Annotated in this window: 8 protein-coding genes; 2 read left to right on the forward strand and 6 right to left on the reverse strand. The window is 55.2% G+C overall.

Annotated features, from left to right (window positions below):
- The coding region (locus tag IGQ16_RS10380) for a hypothetical protein (protein WP_297061433.1) at positions 1-836 on the forward strand (836 nt) is incomplete at its 5' end.
- 112 nt (positions 837-948) lie between these two features.
- Positions 949-2,112 (forward strand): GuaB3 family IMP dehydrogenase-related protein, encoded by a 1,164-nt coding sequence (locus IGQ16_RS10385; RefSeq protein WP_024125197.1) that lies wholly within the window; start codon positions 949-951, stop codon positions 2,110-2,112.
- On the opposite strand, the gene IGQ16_RS10390 is transcribed toward IGQ16_RS10385, so the two are convergent.
- Genes IGQ16_RS10390 through IGQ16_RS10415 form a run of 6 tightly spaced genes read right to left on the reverse strand, consistent with a single transcriptional unit; the run spans position 2,095 to position 6,093 of the window.
- A complete protein-coding gene (locus tag IGQ16_RS10390) occupies positions 2,095-2,817 on the reverse strand; it encodes a C40 family peptidase (protein WP_024125196.1) in 723 nt (240 codons plus the stop codon). The genes IGQ16_RS10385 and IGQ16_RS10390 overlap by 18 nt on opposite strands.
- Before the next feature lie 52 nt (positions 2,818-2,869).
- Complete coding sequence (locus tag IGQ16_RS10395; RefSeq protein ID WP_297061435.1) at positions 2,870-3,499, reverse strand: MarC family protein; 630 nt, start codon at positions 3,497-3,499, stop codon at positions 2,870-2,872.
- Between the two features lie 28 nt (positions 3,500-3,527).
- Entirely contained in the window at positions 3,528-4,253 is a 726-nt protein-coding gene (purQ, locus tag IGQ16_RS10400; protein WP_024125194.1) for a phosphoribosylformylglycinamidine synthase subunit PurQ, read from the reverse strand.
- A complete protein-coding gene (locus IGQ16_RS10405; protein ID WP_024125193.1) occupies positions 4,250-4,855 on the reverse strand; it encodes a hypothetical protein in 606 nt (201 codons plus the stop codon). The genes purQ and IGQ16_RS10405 overlap by 4 nt, the downstream gene beginning before the upstream one ends.
- A gap of 5 nt (positions 4,856-4,860) precedes the next feature.
- On the reverse strand, positions 4,861-5,130 hold the full coding sequence (gene purS / locus IGQ16_RS10410) for a phosphoribosylformylglycinamidine synthase subunit PurS (RefSeq protein WP_024125192.1): 270 nt from the start codon (positions 5,128-5,130) through the stop codon (positions 4,861-4,863).
- Between the two features lie 3 nt (positions 5,131-5,133).
- Positions 5,134-6,093 (reverse strand): SPFH domain-containing protein, encoded by a 960-nt coding sequence (locus tag IGQ16_RS10415; protein WP_297061439.1) that lies wholly within the window; start codon positions 6,091-6,093, stop codon positions 5,134-5,136.
- Positions 6,094-6,187 lie beyond the last annotated feature (94 nt).

Here is a 6,187-nt window from a genome sequence, read left to right on the forward strand (position 1 = left end):
CCCCTGATTTAGAAACCAAGCCTCGCCCAGAAATTCTCGGTGTTGCTGCAGCGGGTAGCTCACTGCCCAAGGTCAATGCCGCTCCTGAAGAACCCATTTCTAGGCAACCGGATCTTCCTGCCCACCCCCAACCCATCCCACCCCCCAGTGAACGGATGCAATATCGGGCGATCGGGGTTGTGCGAGGTCGCTATGTACCCGCTTCGGAGCAGGAGTTCAACCGAGGGGTAATGATTACCGAGGATGGGGTGGAAATTGAAACCGTCCTCTTGGGGCAGGTGATGAACCTGATTAAAAAATATCTCGACTTGAATGAACCCCACCTCTGGGTAGTCTACCCTCGCACCCGTAATGCTGACAAAGACAAAGCAGCGGTGAAACTGCACCTGCAAATTGTGGGCGTATGGGAACCGGAGCGCCTGCAACAGGCCAATGCCACAGCAGTGGATCCCGGCGTCAATGACGGTTACTTTTCTGTACGGGGAGAAGTGATCTTCAACTCCCAAGAAAAGAACTTTGTCGTCGTTAAAATCCAGCAGTTGCCGCGCCGGCGGGGCGAAAAACCCAAAGCCTTCAAACTGAAACTCACAGGAACCGTGCCCATGAAGTCGCCGGGGTACTTTTGGGACTTTCAGGTGCAACGACAGGGAACAAGTTTAGTGGTCCAGGAGGCAACCACAGTGGGTATTCTGCCCCCGCGCAAAATCAAGAAGTCCAAGAAAGCCAAGGCCAAGGCACGGCTAGCCCGCCCCCAGCGCGCCGCTTCATCGCCCCCAGCGCCGCGTCCGACTTCCTTTCGCCCGGTTCGGCGATCGCCCAACCCACCATTGAACTAGCGCCAAGGCATGGCTTGTCAAGGTGTTGTAAATTTTTGTAAATTTGTTCCACTGTCCACAACAACTCAGACACGGTACTTGATCATTTAGCCTACCAACTGCGAGGAACACCATGACAATTCAACTAGGCGGACATCGCACCGCCCGCCGCGCCTACGGTATTGATGAAATTGCCCTTGTCCCCGGCAACCGCACCCTTGATCCTCAATTGGTGGATACCCGCTGGCGCATTGGTGCCATTGAACGGGAAATTCCGATTATTGCCAGTGCCATGGATGGGGTCGTGGATGTTACCATGGCCGTCAAACTCAGCCAAATGGGGGCACTGGGCGTCCTCAATCTTGAGGGGCTTCAAACCCGCTACGAAGATCCCGCACCGATTCTCGAACGCATTGCCAGCGTCAGTGTGGATGAATTTGTGCCCCTGATGCAGCAGTTGTATGCGCAGCCAATTCAACCCCAGCTCATTGAAAAACGCATTCAAGAAATCAAATCCCAAGGGGGGATTGCTGCTGTCAGTTTAACTCCAGCGGGGGCCAGTCGTTTTGGTGATGTTGTGGCAGCGGCAGGGGCGGATTTGCTCTTTGTGCAAGCAACCGTTGTCTCACCGGCTCACCTTGCGCCTGAGGGGACAGATCCCCTAGACTTGGCTGCCTTTTGTGAGCGGATGCCGATGCCCGTTATTTTGGGGAACTGTGTCACCTATGAGGTGGCTCTCAGTCTTATGCACTGTGGCGCGGCGGCAATTCTGGTGGGAATCGGTCCAGGGGCGGCCTGTACCTCCCGTGGCGTGCTTGGGGTGGGCGTGCCTCAAGTGACGGCGATCGCCGACTGTGCAGCAGCACGGGACGCCTATTTTGAACAGACGCAACGCTATGTGCCTGTGATTGCCGATGGCGGCCTTGTCACCGGTGGCGATGTCTGCAAATGTATTGCCTGCGGCGCAGATGCAGTGATGATGGGGTCGCCCTTTGCCCGTGCTAAAGAAGCCCCCGGTCGCGGTTATCACTGGGGTATGGCCACGCCTAGTCCTGTCCTGCCTCGGGGGACGCGCATTCATGTGGGCACCACAGGTACCCTTGAGCAGATTCTGCGGGGACCTGCCCAGTTGGACGATGGAACCCACAACTTCCTTGGGGCGTTGCAAACCAGTATGGGAACCCTTGGGGCCAAGGATCTGCGGGAAATGCAGCAGGTGGAGATCGTCATTGCTCCTTCCCTCCTCACGGAAGGTAAGGTCTATCAAAAAGCGCAAAAACTAGGGATGGGTCGCTAGGGGCAGATAGCTATACTCAATGCGGCCACCACCGCGAAACTGCCGCTGATAGGCAATGCTCACGGGATCCTCACTGGGGAAGAGGGTATCAATGCCAATGCCATTGCGGCCGTATTCCTTGCCAGAGCTATGAATATACTGCCCCTGCCCCAGATAGAGGCCCACATGGGTCGCCTTTTCACAGCTGCCGAAAAAGACCAGATCGCCCCGCTGAAGTTGGGGTAGGGTTTCCGCAATCGAGTTGCTCCCTAAAGGGGTGGCAAAGGCCTCCTGCTGATAAGCATCCCGCGGTAGCCAAATGCCTTGACTGGCAAAACTGGCCTGCATCAAGCCAGAACAGTCGTAGTGGGGGGCGACGGTTCCTCCCCAGAGATATTCATGGGGGACTTGCTGTGCCGCCAAGCAAAAGGCAATAACCTCTTCAAGGACAGCCTCGATGTCCGCGCGATCGCGGGCAATGGGTTGATAGGGCTGAGTCGCGGGTGTGAGATGGCAGTAATCCTCTGCATCCAACCAGCCCCAGTATTCATCCTCCGCCAGTTGTACGTGGGTCCGTTCAGACGCCAAAGCAGATACCCAGAGAAACCGTCCTGCTGCCCCTTGGGTTGCCAAGCGATCGCCCCTGGAGGCGTCGTAGAGGTTCACCGTTGCCGTGAGTTGATGCAGTTGGTAAACGTGGGCACCCTTGGTCGCAAAAATGGGCATTTGGATGGATTGGATAGCGATTGACGAAAGATTGACAAGAGGACGAAGTACGCTAGCGCAACAAGGGTTGGAGGAGCGCCAGACTGCCATCGGCAATGAACTGGACGGCGATCGCCAGAATGAAAAAGCCCAATAGTCGTGTCAAGGCTCCCCGACCGGTAATTCCCCAGGCTTGACTGAGGGGTTCTCCCAAGATCAAAAGGAAGTAAACCATCGCGCTCAACAACAAAATCCCCAACCACACCCCTAGATATTCTAGCCAGGTATGACAGCGCGTAGAGAGGCTAATGGTCATGGCGATCGCCCCCGGGCCGCTGAGGAGGGGAACAGCCATAGGGGTTAGGGAGATGTCCGCCTTATCTGCCGCTTCCGTTTGCTCCCGATGGGTCAACCGGTCCTGAGATGTCACCATCTGCCAAGCAGTATGGCTAACAATCAAGCCACCAGCAATACGTACCACCGGCAGAGAGATGCCAAAGAAGGCAAGCAGCCCTTTTCCCATGAGAAAGAAGACCGTCAGCACCGCGGCCACGTTGAGGGCCACCTGTTTTGCTTGCTGGCAACGGCGTTGGTGAGATTGCTTGGCAGTTAGGGCATAGAAAATGGGAATAGCCCCAATGGGATCAACAATGGGAAAGAGGGCTGCAATCGCTCCCACCAGATAAGACAGCAGCGGCTCCATGGAGATGCATTAGCTGAGCACTGTTCCTCTAGCAACCGACAGGGGCCCCTAGTAGTGACTGAAACAATTGTAGGCCCTCCAGGGTATGTTCACTGGGGGAGCTGATCAAGGCAGGGTCAGCGGCACGTTCAGGGTGGGGCATCATTCCCAAGACATTGCCGGCAGCATTGCAAATACCTGCGATATTGTTGAGCGAACCATTGGGATTACTTTCAGGGGTAACATTCCCTTGGGCATCAGCGTAGCGAAAGAGGACTTGGCGGTTGGCTTCCAGTTCGGCGAGGGTGGCAGGATCGGCATAGTAGCAGCCTTCACCATGGGCAATGGGCAAGCGAATCACGGTCTTATCGCCATAGGCCTGTAGCCATGGCCGCTCTTTGGCTTCTAAGCGCAAATGGACGCGATCGCAAATAAAGTGCAAGTCCCGATTGCGCACGAGGGCACCCGGCAGCAGTTTTGCCTCCGTCAGAATTTGAAAGCCATTACAAATGCCGAGCACCCATTTGCCAGCGGCGGCATGGTCTTTGACGGCGGCCATGATGGGTGAGAAGCGGGCGATCGCCCCACAGCGCAAATAATCGCCAAAACTAAAGCCCCCCGGCAGCACAATCAAATCGTAACCCCGCAGATCGGTCTCCTCGTGCCATAGCAGTTGCGTGGGCCACTGGAGAATTTCACTGGTGACGTAGGCCACATCGCGATCGCAATTAGATCCGGGAAAAACGACAATCCCTACGTTTAGGCCATGACTCACAGCAATCCATCCATCACATCAGTAATTGGCTTTAACTTGGCGGGGGCATGGAGCAGCTCAATATCCCGTAGCCAGACCACACCGCGTCCCATGAATTCCACCCCAATTTTAATCAAGCCGGGGGTCTGGAGTTCTGGTTTGAGGTGAAAAGGCACTTCGCACAGATGCCAGTCGCGATCGCCCACGAGGGAAACCGTGCGCGAAAATGTCCAACCCAAGGGTTGACTGCGGCTGAGGAACAGTTGTGCCCCCTCGGGCAAGCTCCCGGTTTTGACTAAAGCACGGCACAGGAGCAGTTGATCTCCCCCTTGGGCAGAGGGCACTTCCAGCCACAGATGGGCTTCCGGGAGTTCAAAGAGGGGAATTCTCTGCGGCCAGTGGGACGCCAGACACCAAGCAGCACCTTCGACTCTAATGCCAGGGCCAGCGATCGGTTGATCCACACCCGCCCGAAAGAAGGCAATGCGCTGGAAGGGAGCTGTGGCTTCCGGCACTTGCAGCAAAGGGGCAAGGGTGTGGGCCAAGGACTGCAATCCCGATTCAATGCCGGCCTTGATGCCCGCCTCGATACTGGCTAATAGATCATCCCACCAGTTGAACATCGTGCCTACTCTGCGGCAGTCGCCAGCTCCTGCAATTCAATGCGAAAGGTTTCAATCACGGGATTGGCTAACAGTTGATCGGCAATGTGGGTGAGTTGTACCTCAGCAGTGGCGCGATCGCGGGCCTCTAGGGTGAGTTCTACTAGTTTGCCAATGCGCACCGATTGCACATTTGTATAGCCCAGATGATGAATCCCCGCCTGTACGGCAACTCCTGCGGGATCTAACACTGATGGTCGCAGCGTAACAAAAACCTGTGCCCGAAATTGTGCCATGGACTATACCTCGCGGGGAGACTGCTCGATTAGGGACTTTACACCCTCAATCGTTGCTGGGATACTGCTCGGATCTATAAATAGTACTTTACTGCTATCACTGTGGCCAATGGTGCGTCCCATATCCAAATAGCTCTGAGCAAGGAGAAACTGGAGCGCTTCCTTCGTCTTGGGATCTTCGTGCAGTGCTGCCGCAATAATCTTCATCGCTTCTGCAGTTCCTTGGGCACGCAAAATCTGATCTTGACGCTCGGCTTCGGCACGCAACACAACCACTTTTTGCTCTGCTTCCGCTGCCAGAATAGCGGCTTTTTGTTCTGCCTCGGCGGCTAACACTTGAGCTTCTGCTTTACCGCGAGCAGAGTTGATGGCCGCTTCCCGTTCCCCTTCGGAGGTGAGAATAGCAGCGCGTTTTTTGCGCTCCGCAGACATTTGCAGTTCCATCGAGTCTTGGACCGCCTTCGAGGGGGCAATATCCCGCAGTTCCACACGGGTCACCTTCACGCCCCACGGATCTGTGGCAATATCGAGATCCCGTAGGAGATTCTCATTCACCTGAGTACGAGCGGTAAAGGTTTCATCGAGTTCTAGCCTCCCCATTTCTGCTCGAATCTGCGTTTGCACCAAATTCACCATCGCCATTTTCAGGTTTTCCACCCTATAATAGGCGCGCTCCATATTAATAATCCGCCAGTAAACGACGGCATCCACGGTAATCGTTACATTGTCACGGGTGATACACTGCTGCGGCGGAATATCTAAGACCTTTTCCCGAATCGTTTCCTCAAAGGCTACCCGCTCAAGGAGGGGAACTATAAGATTCAACCCCGGTTCCAAGCGACGGTGATAGCTGCCCAACCGCTCGACCAGCGCCATATTGCCCTGTTTGATAATCCGCACAGAGCTAGGAATACCCCAGGTCCCAAGCCCAAATATAAACAGCAAAGCAAAGAGCTCATTCATGGTTTTGGTTCCCAAACCGATTCACTACTACTCTAGTGGCTCGCCCTTTGAGCGTCATGCCCAGCAGCAGAGAATTCATAATCTGTTACCTATT

Source organism: Thermosynechococcus sp. M3746_W2019_013 (assembly GCF_015296045.1).
Lineage (GTDB): Bacteria > Cyanobacteriota > Cyanobacteriia > Thermosynechococcales > Thermosynechococcaceae > Thermosynechococcus.